The organism is Paraburkholderia sp. Ac-20347 (assembly GCF_017104805.1).
Classification (GTDB): domain Bacteria; phylum Pseudomonadota; class Gammaproteobacteria; order Burkholderiales; family Burkholderiaceae; genus Paraburkholderia; species Paraburkholderia tropica.
Genome location: NZ_JAAGPN010000029.1, coordinates 1 through 17484, shown reverse-complemented (window position 1 = coordinate 17484; position 17484 = coordinate 1). Strand labels below are relative to the sequence as shown.

Sequence of the window (17484 nt, the reverse complement as noted above, 5' to 3'; positions counted from 1 at the left end):
GGAGCGGCGCAATGGACTTCAATTTCACCGAAGAGCAACAGCAACTCGCCGACGCGCTGCGTCGCTATCTCGACAAGAACTACGGCTTCGAAGCGCGTCAGTCGATCGTGAAGACGCCCGCCGGCGTTTCGGCCGATCACTGGAATGCGTTCGTCGAACTCGGCCTCACGGCGTTGCCGGTGCCGCAAGCGCAGGGCGGTTTCGACGGTACGCCGTTCGACATGCTCGTGGTCATGCAGGAACTGGGCCGCGCGCTCGTGATCGAGCCGTACTGGGCGACGGTCGTGGGCGTCGAGGCGCTCAAGCTCGGCGGCGCGGACAACGCTGACAACGCGCAATTGCTCGAACGCGTCGCGAGCGGCGAGGTCAAGCTCGCGCCCGCGTTCCACGAACCCGAAGCGCGCTACGACCTGTTCTCGCTTGCCACCACGGCGAAGGAAACCGGCAACGGTTTTGCGCTCAGCGGCGCGAAGTCGGTCGTGCAGCACGGCGCGCAAGCGGACTTCTGGATCGTGCCGGCGCGTCTCGCGGGCGAAGTCGCGCTGTTCGTGGTCGCGCGCGACGCGAAGGGCGTGACGCTCAGCGACTACCGCACGATCGACGGCCAGCGTGCCGCCACGATCCAGTTCGACGCCGTGCAGGCGCGCCGTCTGGGCGACGCGAAAACGGCCGCGGCCACGTGGGAGCGTATCGCCGATTACGCCACCTTCCTGCTGTGCGCGGAAGCGGTCGGCGCCATCGACGCGCTCAATCACGCGACGGTCGAATACACGAAGACGCGTCAGCAGTTCGGCGTGCCGATCGCGCGCTTTCAGGCGCTCCAGCACCGCATGGCCGAAATGCTGATCCACGGCGAGCAGGCGCGCTCGCTGACCTACCTCGCGGCCGCGCGTTACAGTAGCGAGTCGCCCGACGAGCGTCGTCGCGCGATTTCGGCGGCGAAGGCGCGGGTGGGCCAGGCGGCGCGCTACGTCGGTCAGCAGGCCGTGCAACTGCATGGCGGCATGGGCGTGACCAATGAAGTCGCGGCGGCGCATCTGTTCAAGCGCCTCGCGATTATCGAAACCACGCTCGGCGACGTCGATTACCACCTCGAACGCTTCGCCTCGCTGCCGGGTTTCGCACAAGCGGCCGCCTGAGCCGCGCGCCGACGCCGGCGTCGATAGCGTCGCCGGCGTCGGCGGCATCATGAAACGGAGAGTGACCGATGGGCGTGAGTTACGAAGACCTCGAAGTGGGCAAGTCGTATGAAGTCGGCTCGCACACGTTCGGGCGCGACGAGATCGTGCAGTTCGCGCAGCAATACGATCCGCAGCCGTTCCATGTGAGCGAGGCGGGCGGCGAGGCGTCGATGTTCCGCGGCCTCGTCGCGAGCGGCTGGCACACCTGCTCGGTCATGATGGGCATGCTCGTGCGCAATTTCCTCGACGGCTCGACGTCGATGGGCTCGCCGGGTATCGACGAAATCCGCTGGATCAAGCCGGTGCGTGTCGGCGACACGCTCACGATGGTCAACAGCATCGTCAGCAAGCGCGTGTCGGAGAGCAAGCCGGATCGCGGGATCGTCGAAACGCGCTGGGAAGGACGCAATCAGCACGGCGAAGTCGTCGTGACGGTCAGTTCGAAGGCGTTGTTCGGTTTGCGCCACCCTGGCGCGCGTCATTCTGGAGAGGCGAAATGAGCGAAGCATCCGTCATCGAAATCGCCGATCTCGACGCCTTGCGCGCACGCGTGGGCGCCGAGCCGTTCGTGAGCGGCTGGCGCACCGTGAGCGCGGCGAGCGTGCAGGGTTTCGCCGACGCCACCGGCGATCATCAGTGGATTCATCTCGACGCCGAGCGTGCGCGCCGCGAGTCGCCGTTCGGCGGTCCGATCGCGCATGGCTTTCTCACGCTGTCGCTCGTGCCGGTGCTGCTGGAGTCGACGATTTCGCTGCGTCAGCGCATGGGCGTGAACTATGGGATGAACCGCGTGCGCTTCACGTCGCCGGTGCCGGTGGACGCGCGCGTGCGCGGGCGCTTCGGCGTGAAGGAAGTCAGTGAAATCGAACGCGGCGGCGCGCAGGTCGTGTGGGACGTGACGATCGAATGCGAAGGCAGCGAGCGTCCCGCGTGCGTGGCCGAATTCATCACGCGGCATTACTTTTGAGTGCGCTTTTGAGTCGCGCTTGAGCCTTTTGAGCGGTTGAACGCCACGCGTTCGAAGCATGAAAAAAGCGGCATCCGGTGCAAACCGGACGCCGCTTTTCTTTTGGCGCAGCCGAAGAGTCGGCGCGCGAATCAGGCCGCCTTCGAACCGTGCTTCGCGTACTGCGTCGCGCCGAACAGCATTTCCTTCGCCTTGTCGTCCATCAGCGGTTTGCGCGCGTTCGCAAGCACTTCCACGCCGCGCTGAACGGCGGGGCGCGCGGCGATGGTTTCATGCCAGCGCTTCACGTTCGGCAGCGCGTCGAGATCGATGCCCTGGTTCTGCCACGAACGCGTCCACGGGAACGCGGCGATATCGGCGATCGTGTAGTCGTCGCCGGCCAGATATTCGCTCTTTTCGAGCTTCGTCTCCATCACGTTGTAGAGACGCTTCGCTTCGTTCGTGTAGCGGTTGACCGCGTACTCGATCTTCTCGGGCGCGTAGATGCGGAAGTGGTGCGCCTGGCCGAGCATCGGGCCGAGGCCGCCCATCTGGAACATCACCCACTGCAGCACGTCGTAGCGCGCGGCGAGATCGTCGGGCATGAACTTGCCGGTTTTCGCCGCGAGATAAATCAGAATCGCGCCCGATTCGAACAGCGAGAACGGCTTGCCGTCGGCGCGCTTCGGGCCTTCGGAATCGACGATCGCCGGAATCTTGTTGTTGGGGCTGATCTCGAGAAACTCGGGCTTGAACTGGTCGCCCGCGCCGATATCGATCGGATGCGCGCGGTACTCGAGGCCCGTTTCCTCGAGCATGATGTGGACTTTGTGGCCGTTGGGCGTGGCCCAGCTGTAGACGTCGATCATCGTGGCTCCTTGGGACGATGGCGCCACGGTATGGGCGTCGGCGCCTGAACTGGCGCAAATTAGCATAGTTCGTCGCGCCGCGCAGAAGCCCGCAAAGTGACCTCAATGTCAGCGTGGGATCGCGCGGGCGCTCGGCGGTGGCATCATGTTGCGCAGTGTTCCACTTTCGCGCTTTGCACCCGCATGCGCACACGTCGACGATGACTGCATCTGCTGCCGCACACACGCGCTTTCTGCCGAGTCACCAGTTCTATGAGCGACACGCGGCGTCTGTCGACGAGACGTCGCCCGAGCGCATTCTCGACGCGCTCGTGGCGCTCGACATGCGCGACGACTGGGTCATCGATACGCTGATGCGCGTGCGCGAAGCGCCGACGCGTCTGGTGCAGCGTCTGCATGGCGAGGCGCGTGCGTCGTTCGGCCTGAGTACGTTCACGCCGCTTGATCGCGGTGAGCGCGAGTTGTCGTTTGGGCTGGCGGGGCGCTTCTGGCGTCCGGATTTCGGTCTCGTCGATGTCGCGGATGCGGACGCTTTTCTCGCACTTGAGCGCGCCGATATCGCGAAGCTGGTGTTGCGGTATCGCGTGGAGGAGGGCGAGCGCACGTCGCGGCTCGTGACCGAGACGTTCGTGCATTGCCCGTCGTGGTCCACCCGGATGTTGATGACGCCATACTGGCTCGCGATACGCACGGCCAGCGGCTGGATCCGGCGCAGGACGCTGGCGTCGGTGGCCAGATCGCTCGCGGCGCAGCGGGCGAGCGCAACCTGAGCGCAACCTGAGATCTGACTAAACGCACGCATCGAGCGGTGTTCGATCCGCCCGATGCGGCGCTGAGTGCTACGCCGGACTTACGAGCGCGTGACCGGCATTTCCACGCGCGACGCCGCGCCCGGCTCCATATGACGCGCGAGTTCGAGCTTGGCGATGGCGTTGCGGTGCACTTCGTCCGGGCCGTCGGCGAAACGCAGCGTGCGTGCCTGCGCATACGCGTAAGCGAGCGGGAAGTCGCCGCTGACGCCGCCGCCGCCATGCACCTGAATCGCCCAGTCGAGCACCTGGCAGGCCATGCTCGGCGCGACCACCTTGATCATCGCGATCTCGCCGCGCGCGCCCTTGTTGCCGACCGTGTCCATCATGTACGCGGTCTTCAGCGTGAGCAGGCGCGCCTGTTCGATCATGCAGCGCGCTTCGGCGAGACGTTCCTGCGTGACCGTCTGCTGCGCGATGGTCTTGCCGAACGCGACGCGCGAGAGCGCCCGCTTCGCCATGAATTCGATCGCGCGTTCCGCAAGCCCGATCAGCCGCATGCAGTGATGGATGCGGCCCGGCCCGAGACGGCCTTGCGCGATCTCGAAGCCGCGTCCTTCGCCGAGCAGGATGTTCGACGCCGGTACGCGCACGTTTTCCAGCTTGATTTCCATGTGGCCGTGCGGCGCGTCGTCGTAGCCGAACACCGTGAGCGGGCGCTTGACCGTGATGCCCGCCGCGTCGGAAGGCACGAGGATCATCGATTGCTGCGCGTGGCGCGGACCATCGGGATCGGTCTTGCCCATCACGATATACACCGCGCAGCGCGGATCGCCCGCACCCGACGACCACCACTTCGTGCCGTTGATCACGTAGTCGTCGCCGTCACGCTCGATGCGCGTCTGGATGTTGGTCGCATCCGACGAAGCGACTTCCGGCTCCGTCATCAGGAAGGCCGAACGAATCTGCCCCTGCAGCAGCGGGTCGAGCCACTGGCGCTTGTGCTCCTCGGCGCCGTAGCGCTCGAGGGTTTCCATGTTGCCGGTGTCGGGCGCGCTGCAATTGAACACTTCGGGCGCCCAGATCACGCGGCCCATGATCTCGCACAGCGGCGCGTATTCGAGGTTCGTCAGACCCGCGCCGCGATGCGATTCCGGCAGGAACAGATTCCACAGTCCGGCTTCGCGCGCCTTGACCTTGAGCTTCTCGACGATTTCGGTGGGCACCCACGCGTTGCCGGCGGCGCGGTTGCGCTCGACTTCCTCGTGATAGACGGACTCGTTCGGATAGATGTGTTCGTCGAAGAACGCGAGCAGCTTCTCGCGCAGCGCCTGCACTTTCGGGGTGTAATCGAAATTCATCTGGGACCTCGCTAAAGAGCACCGAATACGTTTCGAGTGCGATGGGTTTGCTGATCGGTTTGCCGATGATGAGTCAGGAAATCCGGTGCGCGGCTAGCGCACCTTTTGCGCGTAGTGCCACGCGAGTTCGGCCATCGGCCGTGCGCGGCGTCCGGCGTCGGCGGCCTGGGCGCTGGCGGCGGTGCCGTCGACCACGCGTTTCATGATCCCTTGCAGGATGGCTGCGATGCGGAACATGTTGTAGGCGAGATAGAAGTTCCAGTCGCCGCGGATTTCGAGGCCGGTGCGCTCGCAATAACGCTGCACGTAATGCTGCTCGTCGGGAATGCCGAGCGCCTGCCAGTCGAGTCCGCCGATGCCGCGGAACTGGCCCGGATCGACGTGCCACGCCATGCAGTGATACGAGAAGTCGGCGAGCGGATCGCCGAGCGTCGAGAGTTCCCAGTCGAGCACGGCGAGCACGCGCGGCTCGGTCGGATGGAAGATGAGGTTGTCGAGGCGGAAGTCGCCGTGCACGACCGACACGCGCGAGCCCTGATCGTCGGGCATGTGTTGCGGCAGCCACTCGATCAGGCGGTTCATCGCGTCGATCGACTCGGTTTCCGAGGCCTGATATTGACGGCTCCAGCGATCGATCTGGCGTGCGAAATAATTGCCGGGCTTGCCGAAGTCCGCGAGACCGATGGCGTCGGGCTTCACGTTGTGGAGCGCGGCGATCACGCGGTTCATTTCGTCGTAGATCGCGCCGCGTTCCTCGCGCGTCATGCCGGGCAGCGCCTGGTTCCAGAGCACGCGGCCCTCGACGAACTCCATCACATAGAACGCGCGGCCGATCACGGCTTCGTCTTCGCACAGCGCGAGCATCTTCGCGACGGGCACGTCGGTGGCGCCGAGCGCATCCATCACGCGATATTCGCGTTCGATGGCGTGTGCCGAAGGCAGCAGCTTCGCCTTCGGTCCCGGCTTCGCGCGCATCACATAGCTGCGCGTGGGCGTGACGAGCTTGAAGGTGGGATTCGACTGCCCGCCGGCGAACTGCTCGACCGTGAGCGGTCCGGCGAAGCCCGCGACGTGCGCCGCGAGCCACGCGCTCAAGGCGTCGACATCGAAACGTTGACGGTCGGCCACGGGCCGCGTGCCTTCGAACGCCGAAAAGTCGGTCGACTTGTCGGCGGCGTTCTTGTCTCCATCCGGGGTGGCTTGCGCCATGTTTGTCTCCGTTCTTGTGTAAGCCGTCGGTGCAACGCGCTAGCGCTGCGGGCGATAGCGCAGATATTGCGCGTACAGCATCTCCATCGTGGTGTTGCGGGTGTCGCGATGCAAAGGCGAGGGCGGCGCGTGGTTCAGCGCGCGCACGACCCAGTCGTGCGGCGCCGCGCCCACGTCGAGCACGTTGATGCAGCCCGTGGTCTGCGCGAGGTGGCCGAAGAACATGCGACCGCCCGCCGTGATCGCGAGCGAGAGAATCGCGCGGTTCACGCCGCCGTGCAGCACGAGCAGCGCCGTGTCCCAGGCGGGATCGGCGCGCAGTTCGGCGACGGCGGGCAGCACGCGATCGAGCAGTTCGCCGATGCTCTCGCCGCCGAGAAAGCGCGTCTCTTCGGGCACGACGCCGTCGAAGGCGCGCAGAAACGCGTTCTCGATGTCGGCGGGCGCGATGTCGGCGAGACGGCCGCCGCGGATTTCCTGCCACGCCGGTTGTTCTTCGAGCGCGATCTGCTGGCCGGTCGCGTCGAGCACATGCTGCGCGGTTTCGATCGTGCGCCGCAAGCCGCTCACGATCACGCGATCGAAGCGCACGCCTTGCTGCGCGAACGCCGCGCCGGCGGCGCTCGCCTGGGCGCGGCCGTTATCGTTGAGCGGTACGGTGTCCGGATCGATCGCGCGGCCCGAATCGTCGAAATAGGTGACGTCGCCATGGCGCATCAGATAGATGCGGCGGCGCTGCGGCAACTGGAATTCGCTCATCGCTTGTAGACCGGGGAACGTTTTTCGAGGAACGCGGTGATGCCTTCGAGGCCGTCGCTGTGATGCAGCGAGGCGACGAAGTTGTCGCGTTCGGCGGCGAGCTGCTCGTCGAGCGTGTGCGTGACGGCGACGTTCGTCAGACCCTTGATGCGCGAGACCGAGTTCGGCGCGATCTTCGCGAGTTCGTCGGCCCAGGCGAGCGCGGCGTCGAGCGCGCCCTGCGGTTTGGCGATGCGGTTGACGACGCCCAGTTCGGCGAGGCGCGACGCGGCGATCGGCTTGCCTTCGGCCATCAGCTCGAATGCGAGCGCGCGCGGCAGCGACTGCGCGAGGAACCACGAGCCGCCGCCGTCGGGCGTGAGGCCGACGCGCGCGTAGGCCATGACGAACTTCGCATCTTCGGCGGCGACCAGCAGGTCGGCGGCCAGCGCGAGCGAGAAGCCCGCGCCTGCTGCCGCGCCTTCCACGGCGGCGATCACGGGCTTGCTGCACTGGCGCATGGCCGTGACCCATTGGGCGAGCATGTCGATGCTGGCGGCCTGCACCGACGGGTCTTTCGCGCGGTTCTCGAGCAGGCGGTTCAGGTTGCCGCCCGCGCAGAAGAAGTTGTCAGCGCCCGTGAGGACGATCGCGCGCAGCGACGGATCGCGCTCGGCGGTATCGAACGCTTCGATCGCGGCGGCGTACATGTCGGGATGCAGCGCATTGCGCGCGCCGGGATTCGAGAGCGTGAGCACGAGCGTCGATTCATGGCCGTGCGGGCGGGTGCTGAGGAGTTCGGCGCTCATGACTGGGCCTCGTTCGATGCGATGGAAACGGCGCGCAGGCGCGTGACGCTGCACGCGGCGCGTTTGCCGGACTTGCCTTTTACGGCGAGTTTCGCGAAGGTGTCGGCGGGATACGTTGCCGCATCGTCGCCGGGTGTCTCAATATTGAAATGATGGAAAGTCATTGGAAGCCTGGCTCCATGATTGGCCTAGAATAGCACGGTCGTACATTTTTATGAAAACGGTTCGGCAATCTCGAATTGCCGGACATCGCCCCAACGGAGGAGATGAGGATGATCAAGCTGCATGGTTTTGCGGTCTCGAACTACTACAACAAGGTGAAGTTCGTGCTGCTCGAGCACGGCATTCCGTTCGAGGAAGTGCTGACGAAGCTGCCGCTCGCCGAGGCGCAGCTCGCCGAATCGCCGGGCGGCAAGGTGCCGTACATCGAAACGGAGCAGGGCTTTTTGTGCGAGTCGGAAGTGATCGTCGAGTATCTGGCGGCGCGCTTTCCCGACAAGCGCATCTTCGCGGCCGATCCGTGGCAGGCCGCCAAGGAGCGCGAGCTGATCACCTTCATCGAAACGCATCTGGAGCTGGTTGCGCGCGAGCTGTACGGCGAGGCGTTCTTCGGCGGAAAGGCTAGCGACGAAGTGAAGGCGACGGTCGAAAAGCGTCTGAACCGCTATGTGGCGAGCTTTAAGCGGCTCGCGAAGTTCGCGCCGTATGTGGGCGGCGAACAGTTCGGCGTGGCCGACATGGCGGCGTTCGTGAGCCTGCCGCTCGTCGGCATGGCGACGCAGAAGGTCTACGGCCGCGATTTCCTCGCCGAGGCCGGCGTGGACTGGAAGGCGTACGTCAAGCTCGTGAGCGAGCGCCCGGCCGCGCAGCGCGTGGGCGCCGACCGCAAGGCGTATCTCGAAGCGAACGCGTAACGCGCAGGAGCGCGCCCTGCCGCGCGATGACCGGACACGCCTCGAGGCGGTTCGCGGTGTCATCGCGCTGGCGGGGCGGCGGGATGTTACGCGCTCAGAGCCGCGCGAGCCGTTCGAGCGCGCTGGCGAGCGTGCTCTCCTGCTTGGCGAAGCAAAAGCGCACCACGCCCGATTCGTGCGACTCGTGATAGAACGCCGACACCGGAATGGCCGCCACGCCAATCTCCGAAGTGAGCCACTTCGAGAACTCCGCTTCGGGCAGGTCGCTGATCGCCGAATAATCGACGCACTGGAAGTAGGTGCCCTCGCACGGCAGCAGCTTGAAGCGCGAGTTCGCGAGGCCTGCGCGGAAGAAGTCGCGCTTGCGCTGATAGAACGCGGGCAGGTCCAGATACGGCTGCGGATCGCGCAGATACTGCGCCAGACCCACCTGCATCGGCGTATTCACCGTGAACACGTTGAACTGATGCACCTTGCGGAACTCCGCCGTGAGCGGCGCGGGCGCGGCCACGTAGCCCACTTTCCAGCCGGTCACGTGAAACGTCTTGCCGAAGCTCGACACGATAAAGCTGCGCGCGGCCAGTTCCGGATAGCGCGCCACGCTCTCGTGCGGCTGGCCGTCGTAGACCATGTGTTCGTAGACTTCGTCGGAGAGGATCAGCACGTTGGTGCCGCGCACGATCTCTTCGAGCTTGCGCATGTCCTCGGCGCGCCAGACCGTGCCGGTCGGGTTGTGCGGCGTGTTGATGAGGATCAGGCGCGTTTTCGGCGTGATGGCCGCGGCGAGGCGGTCGAACGGAATCGCGTAATCGGGCGCTTCGAGCGTCACGAACACGGGCTTGCCGCCCGCGAGTTCGATCGACGGCAGATAGCTGTCGTAGGTCGGCTCGACCACGATCACTTCGTCGCCGGGATGCACGGTCGCGAGAATCGTCGTGAGGAGCGCCTGGGTCGCGCCCGCGGTCACCGTGATTTCGCTGTTGGCGTCGTAGCGGCGGCCGTAGACCTGCTCGATCTTGCCGGCGATCGCTTCGCGCAGCGCGGCGACGCCGGCCATCGGCGGATACTGGTTGTGGCCGTCGCGCATGGCTTGCGCCACTGCGTCGACGATGCGCGCATCGCAGTTGAAATCGGGGAAGCCCTGACCGAGATTGACCGCGCCCTTTTCAGCGGCGAGCGCGCTCATCACCGTGAAGATCGTCGTGCCGACGTCGGGCAGACGCGACGGAAAAGAGGGCGTGAGCAGGTTCTGCGTCGACGGAGCTTGCGAAGGATGCGGTGCGTTCATGGCGCGGTCGTCTGGAATCGGAGGAACAGGAAAGCCTGATTGTAGGGAAATCGGCGCGGCTGCGTGCGCCGGTTCAGGCGGCGGCTTCGGCCGCGCCGCCCAGCCCGCATTCGGCGAGGAACACATCGGGCGTGGCGATCCGGAAGCCGAAATCGCGCGCGATGCGCTTCGCGAGCTTGAGCACGGCGCGGTCCTTCGAGACCAGCCACGCCGCGCCGCTTGCGCGCGCGAGTTCGAGGAACTTCTGGTCGTCGCGGTCGCGGCATTGCGGCAGCGCACGCGCGTCGGCGGGCAGCTCGGGCGGCTCGATCAGCGAGACCAGCGGCGCAAGCGCGGCCAGCGCGCCGGCCTTGTCCACGCCGCGTCCCTGCAGATGCGGATAATCGAGCACGAACGCGAGTTCGCCGCGGCAACGCGCGTCGATCAGCGCCGTGAGGTCGCCGCGTTCGAGCGCGGCGCGGATCGGCCGCGTGTGGGGATCGTCGAAGATGAGGATGTCGAGCCAGACATTGGAGTCGAGCACCACGATGGGCGCGTCGGGATTCCGGGGCGTAAAACCGGTCATTCGTGAATTCGCTACAATCGGGCTTTCGCCTTTGAACATGGGCACCGCGTGCCCTGCAAGCCTCTATGATAATCGTTCTGTCGCCGGCCAAATCGCTCGACTATGACACGCCGGCGCACGTCGACACCCACACCATCCCCGATTTCGTCGACGACGCGGCCGAGCTGATCGACGGCCTGCGCCGCCTGTCGCCGCAGCAGATCGGCACGTTGATGAGCATTTCCGACCCGCTCGCGCGCCTGAATTTCCAGCGTTACGCCGACTGGTCCACGCGCTTTAGCCAGACCAACGCGAAGCAGGCCGTACTCGCGTTCAACGGCGACGTGTACGAGGGTCTCGACGCCCGCTCGCTTTCGCACGCCGACCTCGACTACGCGCAGAACCACGTGCGCGTGCTCTCGGGTCTCTATGGTCTGCTGCGTCCGCTCGACCTGCTGCAACCGTATCGTCTGGAGATGGGCACGCGCTTCGAGAACGCGCGCGGCAAGGATCTCTACGCGTTCTGGGGCGAGCGCATCACGCACGCGCTCAACGCGCAGTTCGAGCACAACCACGCGAAGAGCGCGAAGCACGGCGCGCGCGTGCTCGTGAATTGCGCATCGAACGAGTACTTCAAGGCCGTGAAGCCGAAGAAGCTCGACGCGCCCGTGATTACGCCGGTTTTCGAGGACTGGAAGGGTGGCCGCTACAAGATCATCAGCTTCCACGCGAAACGCGCGCGCGGCCTGATGGCGCGCTATGCGGTCGAGAACCGCATCGCCGAGCCCGAAGCGCTCAAGGCCTTCGACAGCGAAGGCTATGCATTCGATGCGGGCGCATCGAACGATTCGACCTACGTATTCCGCCGGCGCATCGCCGATTGATCGATTTGACCGTTTGAGCGGCGCGCGAGCACCGATCCAGCCAAGGATATTGCCATGACGATTTCCATCTCCAGCCAGTTCGACGCGGGCGCGATCGAAGTCCTGTCGTGCGAGCAGCCCGACGACATTCGTCTGCGCGTGCGACCCGACAATCAGTCCGAGTTCGCGCAGTGGTTCTACTTCCGCCTGACGGGCGCGCGCGGCGAGCCGTGCACGATGACCTTCGAGAACGCATCGGCGTGCGCGTTTCCCGAAGGCTGGCGCGACTACCAGGCCGTCGCGAGCTACGACCGCGTGAACTGGTTCCGCGTGCCGACCTCGTACGACGGCAAGGCGCTGACCATCGAGCACACGCCCGACTTCGACAGCATCTACTACGCGTACTTCGAGCCGTACGGCGAGGAGCGCCACTCGGAATTCCTCGGCGCGCTGCAGCAGTTGCCGCACGCTACGCTGAGCGAACTCGGCCAGAGCGTCGAGGGCCGGCCGATGTCGCTGCTCTCGCTCGGCATGCCCGGCGACACCACGCCCGAAGGCAAGCCCAAGCAGACCGTGTGGATCATCGCGCGCCAGCATCCGGGCGAATCGATGGCCGAATGGTTCGTCGAAGGTCTCGTGAAGCGGCTGGCGGGGTGGGGCGACTGGTCGGGCGATCCGGTCGCGCGCAAGCTGCTCGACCGCGCGATCTTCCACATCGTGCCGAACATGAACCCGGACGGCAGCGTGCACGGCAATCTGCGCACGAACGCTGTGGGCGCGAACCTGAATCGTGAATGGATGGCGCCGGACGCGCAGCGCAGTCCGGAAGTGCTGGTGGTGCGTGATGCGATCGAGCAGACCGGTTGCGATCTGTTCTTCGACATCCACGGCGACGAAACGCTGCCCTACGTGTTCGTGGCGGGCTCGGAAATGCTGCCGGGTTTCACGGATCAGCAGCGCACGGAGCAGAAGGCGTTCATCGACGCCTTCAAGATCGCGAGCCCCGACTTCCAGGACAAGCACGGCTACGAAGCGAGCCGCTATCGCGAGGACGCGCTCAAGCTGGCGTCAAAGTACATCGGCCATCGTTATGGCTGTCTCTCGCTCACGCTCGAAATGCCGTTCAAGGACAACGCGAATCTGCCCGACGAGCGCGTGGGCTGGAACGGCGAGCGCAGCGCCTCGCTTGGCGCGGCGATGCTGCAGGCCATTCTGCATCACGTCGAAAACTTTGCCTGAGGCTCGCCTGACGGCATCGCCACGATGGTGACGATATGAAAAAGGGGGAAGCGGTGTGAGCCGCTTCCCCCTTTTTGTTCGCGCTGTTGCGCGCGTGAACTGTCGTGCCGCGCTTACTGCGCCGTCGACTTTTTCTTCGTCGACGACTTCTTCGCCGTGGCTTTCGCGGTGGACTTCGTCGTCGATTTCGATGCGGACTTCGTGGCGCTCTTCGACGAGGTGGACGACGACTTGTGGCTCGATTTGCCCGTCGACTTCTTCGTCGTGCCTTTGCCCTTGCCGGTGGCTTTCTTCGACTTGGCGCCGTGCTTGCCGCTCACATGCGCCGCGCCGGACGACGCGCTGCTGCGTTCGCTGTGCGCGCGGGCTGGCGGTTCAGGATCGTTCCAGCTGAAGGCGAGGATCTGCTGACCGACGTAGCCGCAGCGGAATTTGAGATCGTACGGTGCGTGGTTGCTGTCTTGCGGAATGCCGATGCCGTCGACCGTGACGATCGTATCGACCTTCACACGCTGCTTGCCTTCATCGAAGGAATCGTTCCAGGGCGTGACGGTGGCGTGCGCGCTATCGAAGGAACTGGGCGGGAATTCGACGTGATCGAGCACACTCGACGTGCCGGCGATGAAGTTGCCGTGCGCGGCGCAACGCGCGACCAGCGGATCGGCATGCATCTGCGTGACGTAGGTGTTGACGAGATCGTTTTGCTGCTCGAGCTGATCGGCCTCGGCGGGCAGCGTGCAGACGAGCATCAGGCTCGCGGCGCAGGCGACCAGTCGGCCTCCGGTACGCAGCAACTGGCGGAAAGCGATGTTGCGGTCCATCTGATTGTTCTGGATGAGGGTGGAACGTCTGGCACCGTAAGATGCTGCGCTGCGTGGTTGAGTTCAATCCTGAAACAATTATTTCGCGCGTTGCCCTCGTGGGATCGACCGTTGTTGCCGCACACGCAGTGAGCGCGACGCGGCTTGTGGCCGCAGGCGCCGGTTCATTCTAGCGCACGACCGGCGGGTCGCAATCGAGGAAACCATCAGGGATGCGACGCGTTGCTTGCGTCAGCGATGCTTGGGCGGCGCACGGGTGCGCTCAGTGTTGCTCGGCCAGGCTCAGGTGCGAGGGCCGCCGAGGCGATAGCGTCGCACGTCGTAAGTCGTGACCCACGAGGGACGGTAGACGGCGATCAGCGCGGTCGCCATGCCGGTGAACCAGGCCTCGCCGGATGCGAGCAGGAAGACGCTGAACGCGTAGCCGGCCGGCACCGCGAGCATCGAACCGTTGTTGAGCGCGATGTGCGTGCCGAGTGCGAGATACGCCGCCGCGGAGACGGCGATGGCCGGTGAGACGAAGCCCTGCCCGACGATGAACATGAAGAGGTTGCGCGGCAACCAGGCCGTGAAGGCGCGCTGCAGCAACGCAGACAGGCAGACCGGAAACGCACCGTAGACGAGGAAGGTGAGCGCGACGCCGTCCCACGGCGAGTCGAACACCAGCGCCGCGAGCGCGACGACCACGGCCATGGCGATGAGCGCCAGGCCCCAGTCGAACAGCGTGACCACGAGGGTGGCGCCGAGCAGATGCAGCACGGTGCCGTCTTCGAGCCACGCGTTGCTCGCCCACAGCACGGAGACGGCCACGATGATGGCGAGCCACACGTGCTGGAGCGTCGCGTCCTGCAGACGCTTGAACGGGTTGTTCCATAGCGCGAACGCAAGCAGACCCGCCGATGCAACCCATGCACCGACGATGACCCACAACGGTAGTGGCGTATAGAGGAACCCCATGTGCTTCATATTACTCGTTGGAGGGCAAAACGTGTGTGCTGCCTGGCGGCGCTTCGGGGTCTTCTGCGTCGACGAGGGTGGCCGCGGGCGGATTGCAGGGCGCGGGCGCCGCGTCGCCGTAAGGCGGCATGGGCTCCGCGGCCATCGGTAGCGGCGCAAAGGTGTCGTCTGTCAGCAACGGATAGCGGAACTCCGCCTCCACGCGGGTGCGCAGCGGCGTGGGACCGTGTTCGCCATGTGCGGGTTTGCGCGGACTTTCGCGACGCGTACGCAGCACCTGCAGCTGATTCGACAGCAAGCCGTTGTAGATCGCCACGGCCGCCGCCCGGTTGGGTGCGCCGAGCTGCTGGAAGATGCTCGCCAGATGAACCTTGACCGTGCCTTCGCTGATGCCGAGTGCACGCGCGATCATCTTGTTCGTGCTGCCCATATGCACGCAACGCAGGATCTGCTCCTGGCGCGGCGAGAGCGTCACCCTCGTTGAAAGCTTGCGCGGCAGCGGCATGCCGCGTGCATTGCGGCGCGGCGGAACCGGCCACGCACCGGGCGGGCAGAACGTCGGACCAAAGACATCGGCGGGCAGATGGTCGCCGCCGAGCAGGATCAGTTCGAGCAGTTTGACGATCAGGATCGAGTCGGTCGTGCGGCGGATGATGCCGCGCGCGCCTTCGGAGAGCAGGGCGCGCACCTTGTGCGGCGGTTCGGTGCGATCGACGAGCACGGCGATGGGCAGCGTGCGGTGCCGGCTCACGAACTGACGCAGTTCGCCAGCGACGATGCCGTCGTGCCAGTCGATCACGAACAGGTTCGGAGTGAAACGCTGCGCCGCGCGTTCGGCGCTACGCCAGTCCGGGGCGTCGCTGAAACGCGCGCGACGGTCGATTTGTCTTAACAGCGCCTTGAGTCCTTCGCGCCGTTCGGCGTCCGGATTGAATACAGCAAACCGCATAACACTGCCCTCCCGTGTATTGCCTCTCGAAATGTTGTGCTGCGCGTACCTTCGGCACACGTCGCTCGAAACCGGAACTACCGCACCATGATGACAAAACGGCCGCCGTTTGACGGCCTGTCCAGATGGCGTAGGACGTAGGGCAAAAAAAAATCCCGCACAGTGGCGGGACTTGGGATGCAGCGGGTAGGAATACGCCGCGTTGCTTAGTGGAAGTGAGGCTGAACGGGCTCAGCATCTTCCGGCATCTCGGCGTGGACGATTTCGCCGAGCGGATCGGCATAGAGCGGCACGCCGCAATCGTCGCAATATTCCGGCTCGAAACGGCCTGCGTGGCGACGGATATCGGTGATGCCCGATTCCTTGAGCAGCGTCACGATTTCTTCGAGCGGGCCGGTGGCGTCGCTTTCTTCGGACGGCTCTTCGTCGATCTCCGCGTCACCGTTTTCGCGACCGTAGAGCGGCCAGACGACGCCGTACAGCACGTCGTTGCTGCCGCGCTTCGTGAAGCCGATGCGGTATTCGTCGATGCGACGCTCGCCGAAGCCGGCGACGACGGCGCGCAGGTCTTGCGCCGTCGCGCCGATCGTGTCGAGCAGATAACGCACGGCGGTGCGGATGGTGTGCGGGCGCACGCGCTCGTCGGCGTCGCGGCAGGCGGAGTAGTAGGCGTCCGGCAGCAGGCATTCGAACTCGCAGCCCGGCATGACGACGGCCAGATTGGCGCCGCCCTGCGTGGCCCATTGTTCGAGGCACTGGCCGCGCTCGATGCGCGAGCCGTTTTCTTCTTCCTGCCAGCGGAACAGCGGCGCGCCGAGCGGTGCAGCCACCACGGCGAGCAGGAAACGCGGGTCGGCGAGGATCGGCGACGTCTCGGGCAGCTCGCCCGTGCTGATCTTCGCGGCGTTGCCGGTCAGCGCCGACTGCGAAAGCTGCTGGGCGAGGCGCCACGTTTCTACGTGATGGCGCGGGAGCTGGTCGATGCTATAGAGATAGGGCGCCATCGCGACATGCGTGCCGCTCGCCAGCACGTGTGCCTGCAGATGCGTGCGCAGGGCGTCCGAGGCATCGGCCTTCAGCGGACCCGACGGAATCACGTAGCGCGTCCAGGCGAGCACGGGCGCGGCGACCAGCAGCGCCTCGTACTTCTCGCCCTCGTGCTCGAGGATGAACGACTCGCTATGCGTTTCCGCCATGTCGGCGAGCGCGCCGTAGGCGTCCGGATGATTCTGCTGCAGATGATCGAGCGCGGCGTCGAGCGTGGTCTGATTGCCGTTTCGCACGACCTTCGCTAGGAGCGTGTCGAGCTTGGCCTCCCAGAAGCGGTCTTCGGTGCGGCTGCCCGAGGCGAACAGGGCGAGCGACAGGCCGACAAGCTTGTCGGCGTCAGGAGGGAGGCGTTTGGCGATTCGCGAGCGCATAAATCAGTGAGTTGGGATGCAGAGAACCCCATATTCTAGTCTGTTCCGCGCAGGCCATCGGTTTGCCCTACAGGATGAGGAGAAGAGGGCGTGTGGCCGCGTGGTGTTCCGTGCGCTGGCGGGCTACTGCTGAGGGCGATGCGCTGCGTGAAGCCGGAAGGACATACCAAAAAAACCGCTTGCAATATGTCATGCGTATGACTAGAATTCGCCTCCTTCGCAATTCGATGTCACTGACACCGCAGCGCGAAGCCCGCGACGAAACAAGCGGGTTCGCAGGATCAACAAGCTTTTAAGCGGTAGCGCAAAAAAGATGTTGACGAAACGAAAAAGAGCCTTCATAATCTCGTTTCTCTGCTGCTGACGCAGCAACGCAGCAAACGCCGGGTAGTAACAGCGCACTACGGTGCGGCAGTCGAACCGGGCAGTTTGGGCGACGCGATCTTTAAAAATTTACAGCCGATAAGTGTGGGCGCTTGATAGGTGATGCGACCTGAGCGGTTCTTCGGAGCCGGTCAGGAGAAGCAAAAGTATCAAGAGTCTCACACTAAAGTAAGTCAGGTTTTTGAAGTAATTCAATTACCTGTCAGCTTTGAGTGAGCGACCGGTTCTTAACTGAACCGAAA

At 65.0% G+C, this 17484-nt stretch carries 19 protein-coding genes; 7 read left to right on the top strand and 12 right to left on the bottom strand.

Annotation, left to right across the window (positions count from 1 at the left end; all coding sequences use genetic code 11):
* Positions 1-11 precede the first annotated feature (11 nt).
* The 3 genes from G3N97_RS08520 to G3N97_RS08510 all read left to right on the top strand — a co-directional run bounded on the left by G3N97_RS08520 (position 12) and on the right by G3N97_RS08510 (position 2148).
* The gene (locus G3N97_RS08520) at positions 12-1139 is read left to right on the top strand and encodes an acyl-CoA dehydrogenase (RefSeq protein ID WP_205992830.1); all 1128 of its coding nucleotides are present in this window, start codon (positions 12-14) and stop codon (positions 1137-1139) included.
* Positions 1140-1207: 68 nt separating this feature from the next.
* The gene (locus tag G3N97_RS08515; protein ID WP_065064604.1) at positions 1208-1681 is read left to right on the top strand and encodes a MaoC family dehydratase; all 474 of its coding nucleotides are present in this window, start codon (positions 1208-1210) and stop codon (positions 1679-1681) included.
* A complete protein-coding gene (locus G3N97_RS08510; RefSeq protein ID WP_205992829.1) occupies positions 1678-2148 on the top strand; it encodes a MaoC family dehydratase in 471 nt (156 codons plus the stop codon). The genes G3N97_RS08515 and G3N97_RS08510 overlap by 4 nt, the downstream gene beginning before the upstream one ends.
* Before the next feature lie 131 nt (positions 2149-2279).
* On the opposite strand, the gene G3N97_RS08505 is transcribed toward G3N97_RS08510, so the two are convergent.
* Positions 2280-2996, bottom strand: coding sequence for a glutathione binding-like protein (locus tag G3N97_RS08505; RefSeq protein ID WP_205992828.1), 717 nt, complete (start codon positions 2994-2996; stop codon positions 2280-2282).
* A 200-nt stretch (positions 2997-3196) separates the two neighbouring features.
* Here G3N97_RS08505 and G3N97_RS08500 point away from each other — a divergent pair, with 200 nt between their 5' ends.
* Positions 3197-3766, top strand: a complete 570-nt coding sequence (locus G3N97_RS08500; RefSeq protein WP_205992827.1) for a hypothetical protein — start codon at positions 3197-3199, stop codon at positions 3764-3766.
* An 80-nt stretch (positions 3767-3846) separates the two neighbouring features.
* Here G3N97_RS08500 and G3N97_RS08495 read toward each other — a convergent pair whose 3' ends face one another.
* The 5 genes from G3N97_RS08495 to G3N97_RS08475 all read right to left on the bottom strand — a co-directional run bounded on the left by G3N97_RS08495 (position 3847) and on the right by G3N97_RS08475 (position 8026).
* Entirely contained in the window at positions 3847-5106 is a 1260-nt protein-coding gene (locus tag G3N97_RS08495; RefSeq protein ID WP_205992826.1) for an acyl-CoA dehydrogenase family protein, read from the bottom strand.
* A gap of 93 nt (positions 5107-5199) precedes the next feature.
* Complete coding sequence (locus tag G3N97_RS08490) at positions 5200-6315, bottom strand: phosphotransferase (protein ID WP_205992825.1); 1116 nt, start codon at positions 6313-6315, stop codon at positions 5200-5202.
* A gap of 39 nt (positions 6316-6354) precedes the next feature.
* The gene (locus G3N97_RS08485; protein WP_205992824.1) at positions 6355-7074 is read right to left on the bottom strand and encodes a histidine phosphatase family protein; all 720 of its coding nucleotides are present in this window, start codon (positions 7072-7074) and stop codon (positions 6355-6357) included.
* Positions 7071-7862, bottom strand: a complete 792-nt coding sequence (locus G3N97_RS08480) for an enoyl-CoA hydratase (protein WP_205992823.1) — start codon at positions 7860-7862, stop codon at positions 7071-7073. The genes G3N97_RS08485 and G3N97_RS08480 overlap by 4 nt, the downstream gene beginning before the upstream one ends.
* Complete coding sequence (locus G3N97_RS08475) at positions 7859-8026, bottom strand: hypothetical protein (RefSeq protein WP_205992822.1); 168 nt, start codon at positions 8024-8026, stop codon at positions 7859-7861. The genes G3N97_RS08480 and G3N97_RS08475 overlap by 4 nt, the downstream gene beginning before the upstream one ends.
* 108 nt (positions 8027-8134) lie before the next feature.
* On the opposite strand from G3N97_RS08475, the gene G3N97_RS08470 reads away from it, so the two are divergent.
* Complete coding sequence (locus G3N97_RS08470) at positions 8135-8776, top strand: glutathione S-transferase (RefSeq protein ID WP_205992821.1); 642 nt, start codon at positions 8135-8137, stop codon at positions 8774-8776.
* A 94-nt stretch (positions 8777-8870) separates the two neighbouring features.
* Here G3N97_RS08470 and G3N97_RS08465 read toward each other — a convergent pair whose 3' ends face one another.
* Both G3N97_RS08465 and G3N97_RS08460 read right to left on the bottom strand, forming a co-directional pair.
* On the bottom strand, positions 8871-10064 hold the full coding sequence (locus G3N97_RS08465) for a pyridoxal phosphate-dependent aminotransferase (RefSeq protein ID WP_065064620.1): 1194 nt from the start codon (positions 10062-10064) through the stop codon (positions 8871-8873).
* A gap of 73 nt (positions 10065-10137) precedes the next feature.
* A complete protein-coding gene (locus G3N97_RS08460) occupies positions 10138-10629 on the bottom strand; it encodes a putative toxin-antitoxin system toxin component, PIN family (protein WP_205992820.1) in 492 nt (163 codons plus the stop codon).
* A gap of 65 nt (positions 10630-10694) precedes the next feature.
* On the opposite strand from G3N97_RS08460, the gene yaaA reads away from it, so the two are divergent.
* Both yaaA and G3N97_RS08450 read left to right on the top strand, forming a co-directional pair.
* Positions 10695-11492 (top strand): peroxide stress protein YaaA, encoded by a 798-nt coding sequence (gene yaaA / locus G3N97_RS08455; RefSeq protein ID WP_205992819.1) that lies wholly within the window; start codon positions 10695-10697, stop codon positions 11490-11492.
* Positions 11493-11546: 54 nt separating this feature from the next.
* The gene (locus tag G3N97_RS08450) at positions 11547-12710 is read left to right on the top strand and encodes a M14-type cytosolic carboxypeptidase (RefSeq protein ID WP_205992818.1); all 1164 of its coding nucleotides are present in this window, start codon (positions 11547-11549) and stop codon (positions 12708-12710) included.
* 113 nt (positions 12711-12823) lie between these two features.
* Here G3N97_RS08450 and G3N97_RS08445 read toward each other — a convergent pair whose 3' ends face one another.
* From G3N97_RS08445 to G3N97_RS08430, 4 genes are all read right to left on the bottom strand, one after another.
* A complete protein-coding gene (locus G3N97_RS08445) occupies positions 12824-13531 on the bottom strand; it encodes a hypothetical protein (RefSeq protein ID WP_205992817.1) in 708 nt (235 codons plus the stop codon).
* 282 nt (positions 13532-13813) lie between these two features.
* Positions 13814-14488: an energy-coupling factor ABC transporter permease gene (locus G3N97_RS08440; protein WP_205992848.1), complete on the bottom strand. Its 675-nt coding sequence runs from the start codon at positions 14486-14488 to the stop codon at positions 13814-13816.
* A 10-nt stretch (positions 14489-14498) separates the two neighbouring features.
* The gene (locus G3N97_RS08435) at positions 14499-15437 is read right to left on the bottom strand and encodes a response regulator transcription factor (RefSeq protein ID WP_205992816.1); all 939 of its coding nucleotides are present in this window, start codon (positions 15435-15437) and stop codon (positions 14499-14501) included.
* Between the two features lie 206 nt (positions 15438-15643).
* Complete coding sequence (locus G3N97_RS08430; RefSeq protein WP_205992815.1) at positions 15644-16858, bottom strand: DUF2863 family protein; 1215 nt, start codon at positions 16856-16858, stop codon at positions 15644-15646.
* Positions 16859-17484: the final 626 nt, after the last annotated feature.

Excerpts from the sequence above, each read along its gene's own strand:
- G3N97_RS08520 (WP_205992830.1), top strand. The coding sequence starts at position 12 with ATGGACTTCAATTTCACCGAAGAGCAACAGCAACTCGCCGACGCGCTG.
- G3N97_RS08515 (WP_065064604.1), top strand. The coding sequence starts at position 1,208 with ATGGGCGTGAGTTACGAAGACCTCGAAGTGGGCAAGTCGTATGAAGTC.
- G3N97_RS08510 (WP_205992829.1), top strand. The coding sequence starts at position 1,678 with ATGAGCGAAGCATCCGTCATCGAAATCGCCGATCTCGACGCCTTGCGC.
- G3N97_RS08505 (WP_205992828.1), bottom strand. The coding sequence starts at position 2,996 with ATGATCGACGTCTACAGCTGGGCCACGCCCAACGGCCACAAAGTCCAC.
- G3N97_RS08500 (WP_205992827.1), top strand. The coding sequence starts at position 3,197 with ATGACTGCATCTGCTGCCGCACACACGCGCTTTCTGCCGAGTCACCAG.
- G3N97_RS08495 (WP_205992826.1), bottom strand. The coding sequence starts at position 5,106 with ATGAATTTCGATTACACCCCGAAAGTGCAGGCGCTGCGCGAGAAGCTG.
- G3N97_RS08490 (WP_205992825.1), bottom strand. The coding sequence starts at position 6,315 with ATGGCGCAAGCCACCCCGGATGGAGACAAGAACGCCGCCGACAAGTCG.
- G3N97_RS08485 (WP_205992824.1), bottom strand. The coding sequence starts at position 7,074 with ATGAGCGAATTCCAGTTGCCGCAGCGCCGCCGCATCTATCTGATGCGC.
- G3N97_RS08480 (WP_205992823.1), bottom strand. The coding sequence starts at position 7,862 with ATGAGCGCCGAACTCCTCAGCACCCGCCCGCACGGCCATGAATCGACG.
- G3N97_RS08475 (WP_205992822.1), bottom strand. The coding sequence starts at position 8,026 with ATGACTTTCCATCATTTCAATATTGAGACACCCGGCGACGATGCGGCA.
- G3N97_RS08470 (WP_205992821.1), top strand. The coding sequence starts at position 8,135 with ATGATCAAGCTGCATGGTTTTGCGGTCTCGAACTACTACAACAAGGTG.
- G3N97_RS08465 (WP_065064620.1), bottom strand. The coding sequence starts at position 10,064 with ATGAACGCACCGCATCCTTCGCAAGCTCCGTCGACGCAGAACCTGCTC.
- G3N97_RS08460 (WP_205992820.1), bottom strand. The coding sequence starts at position 10,629 with ATGACCGGTTTTACGCCCCGGAATCCCGACGCGCCCATCGTGGTGCTC.
- yaaA (WP_205992819.1), top strand. The coding sequence starts at position 10,695 with ATGATAATCGTTCTGTCGCCGGCCAAATCGCTCGACTATGACACGCCG.
- G3N97_RS08450 (WP_205992818.1), top strand. The coding sequence starts at position 11,547 with ATGACGATTTCCATCTCCAGCCAGTTCGACGCGGGCGCGATCGAAGTC.
- G3N97_RS08445 (WP_205992817.1), bottom strand. The coding sequence starts at position 13,531 with ATGGACCGCAACATCGCTTTCCGCCAGTTGCTGCGTACCGGAGGCCGA.
- G3N97_RS08440 (WP_205992848.1), bottom strand. The coding sequence starts at position 14,488 with ATGGGGTTCCTCTATACGCCACTACCGTTGTGGGTCATCGTCGGTGCA.
- G3N97_RS08435 (WP_205992816.1), bottom strand. The coding sequence starts at position 15,437 with ATGCGGTTTGCTGTATTCAATCCGGACGCCGAACGGCGCGAAGGACTC.
- G3N97_RS08430 (WP_205992815.1), bottom strand. The coding sequence starts at position 16,858 with ATGCGCTCGCGAATCGCCAAACGCCTCCCTCCTGACGCCGACAAGCTT.